The sequence below is a fragment of the Streptomyces sp. NPDC059567 genome (genome assembly GCF_042735655.1).
GTDB lineage: Bacteria > Actinomycetota > Actinomycetes > Streptomycetales > Streptomycetaceae > Streptomyces.
In genome coordinates, this window is the sequence record NZ_JBHWBS010000154.1 from 7322 (window position 1) to 10199 (window position 2878).

A 2878-nucleotide genomic window follows, 5' to 3' on the forward strand; every position below is an offset into this window, starting at 1 on the left:
GCGGCGCCGCGGCGGCCGGGCGGCGCGCCCGGCGGTGGCCCACAAACTCGCAAGCCCCCCCCCCCGCCGGGGGCCCGCCGCCCCCCCGCCCCCCCCCCCGCCCCCCCTCTCCGTTCTCCCGGTATGTCCCGGAACGGGACTGTTCAGGCGCGTGGTGCCCGTCTCACCCCCCGTACGCGTGAGCACGGTGGCCCCCGGATCGATACCATGGCCTTTCCGGGCCTGACCGGGGGACCCGGAACCTCCCCCAGACTTCGTCCGGGGGGACCCCCAGAGGAGCGCTTTTGCCAGACGAGGCCCAGCCACTCTCCGCCGCGCAGCCCGACCCGCAGGCCGAGAAGGCCGCGGCGGAACCCGCGACGCCCGAGAACCGGCCCGCGGAGAGCAGGCCCACGCCCGTGACCCCCGCCCCGGCACCGGCCTCCAAGCCCGCGCCCGCCCCCGTGGCCCGCTCCGGCGGCGGCTCGTCCAACCGTGTGCGCGCCCGCCTCGCCCGCCTCGGCGTCCAGCGCTCCTCCCCGTACAACCCGGTCCTCGAACCGCTGCTGCGGATCGTCCGGTCCAACGACCCGAAGATCGAGACCGCGACGCTCCGCCAGGTCGAGCGCGCCTACCAGGTCGCCGAGCGCTGGCACCGCGGACAGAAGCGCAAGAGCGGCGACCCGTACATCACGCACCCGCTCGCCGTCACCACCATCCTCGCCGAGCTCGGCATGGACCCGGCCACGCTCATGGCCGGCCTGCTGCACGACACCGTCGAGGACACCGAGTACGGCCTGGACACCCTGCGCCGGGACTTCGGCGACCAGGTCGCCCTGCTCGTCGACGGCGTCACCAAGCTCGACAAGGTCAAGTTCGGCGAGGCCGCGCAGGCCGAGACCGTCCGCAAGATGGTCGTCGCCATGGCCAAGGACCCCCGCGTCCTGGTCATCAAGCTCGCCGACCGCCTGCACAACATGCGCACCATGCGCTATCTCAAGCGGGAGAAGCAGGAGAAGAAGGCCCGCGAGACCCTCGAGATCTACGCGCCCCTGGCCCACCGCCTGGGCATGAACACCATCAAGTGGGAGCTGGAGGACCTCGCCTTCGCGATCCTCTACCCCAAGATGTACGACGAGATCGTCCGGCTCGTCGCCGAGCGCGCGCCCAAGCGCGACGAGTACCTCGCCATAGTGACCGACGAGGTCCAGTCCGATCTGCGCGCCGCCCGCATCAAGGCCACCGTCACCGGCAGGCCCAAGCACTACTACAGCGTCTACCAGAAGATGATCGTCCGCGGCCGTGACTTCGCGGAGATCTACGACCTGGTCGGCATCCGCGTCCTCGTGGACACCGTCCGCGACTGCTACGCGGCGCTCGGCACCGTCCACGCGCGATGGAACCCGGTCCCCGGCCGGTTCAAGGACTACATCGCGATGCCGAAGTTCAACATGTACCAGTCGCTGCACACGACGGTCATCGGCCCCAACGGCAAGCCCGTCGAGCTGCAGATCCGTACGTTCGACATGCACCGCCGGGCCGAGTACGGCATCGCCGCGCACTGGAAGTACAAGCAGGAGGCCGTCGCCGGCGCCTCCAAGGTGCGGACCGACGTGCCGAAGAACACCGGCAAGGACGACCACCTCAACGACATGGCGTGGCTGCGCCAGCTGCTCGACTGGCAGAAGGAGACCGAGGACCCGGGTGAGTTCCTGGAGTCGCTGCGCTTCGACCTGTCGCGCAACGAGGTCTTCGTCTTCACCCCCAAGGGCGACGTCATAGCGCTGCCCGCCGGCGCCACCCCCGTCGACTTCTCCTACGCCGTCCACACCGAGGTCGGCCACCGCACGATAGGCGCGCGGGTCAACGGGCGGCTCGTCCCGCTCGAATCGACCCTCGACAACGGCGACCTGGTCGAGGTCTTCACCTCCAAGGCCGCCGGGGCCGGGCCGTCCCGCGACTGGCTGGGCTTCGTCAAGTCCCCCCGGGCCCGCAACAAGATCCGCGCGTGGTTCTCCAAGGAGCGCCGCGAGGAGGCGATCGAGCAGGGCAAGGACGCCATCGCGCGGGCCATGCGCAAGCAGAACCTGCCGATCCAGCGGATCCTGACTGGCGACTCGCTCGTCACGCTCGCCCACGAGATGCGCTACAGCGACATCTCCTCGCTGTACGCGGCGATCGGCGAGGGCCATGTCACGGCCCAGTCCATCGTCCAGAAGCTGGTGCAGGCACTCGGCGGCGAGGAAGCGGCCAACGAGGACCTCGTCGAGACCGCCCCGCCCACGCGCGGCCGCGCCAAGCGCCGCTCCAGCGCCGACCCCGGTGTCGTCGTCAAGGGCGTCGAGGACGTCTGGGTCAAGCTGGCCCGCTGCTGTACGCCCGTACCGGGCGACCCGATCATCGGCTTCGTCACCCGCGGCAGTGGTGTATCGGTCCACCGCAGCGACTGCGTCAACGTGGAGTCGCTCTCCCGTGAGCCCGAGCGCATCCTCGAGGTCGAGTGGGCGCCCACCCAGTCCTCGGTGTTCCTGGTCGCCATCCAGGTCGAGGCCCTCGACCGCTCCCGGCTGCTGTCGGACGTCACCCGGGTCCTGTCGGACCAGCACGTCAACATCCTGTCGGCGGCCGTCCAGACCTCCCGCGACCGGGTGGCCACCTCGCGCTTCACCTTCGAGATGGGCGACCCGAAGCACCTCGGACACGTCCTGAAGGCCGTCCGGGGCGTGGAGGGCGTCTACGACGTCTACCGCGTCACCTCGGCCCGCAGGCCGTAACGCGGACGCACGAGATACGGGAAGGGGGGGGCGGGCGCGGGCAGAGCTCGGCGGGGGCGGCCCCCCCCCCCCCCCCACCCCCCCCCCCCCCCCCCCCCCCGCGCGCCCGCGCGCGCGCGCGCCCC

Annotated in this window: 1 protein-coding gene; it reads left to right on the forward strand. The window is 71.5% G+C overall.

The window, feature by feature from the left end:
• The first annotated feature begins 284 nt into the window (after positions 1–284).
• Positions 285–2753: a RelA/SpoT family protein gene (locus ACFVZW_RS35615; protein ID WP_384530543.1), complete on the forward strand. Its 2469-nt coding sequence runs from the start codon at positions 285–287 to the stop codon at positions 2751–2753.
• Positions 2754–2878: the final 125 nt, after the last annotated feature.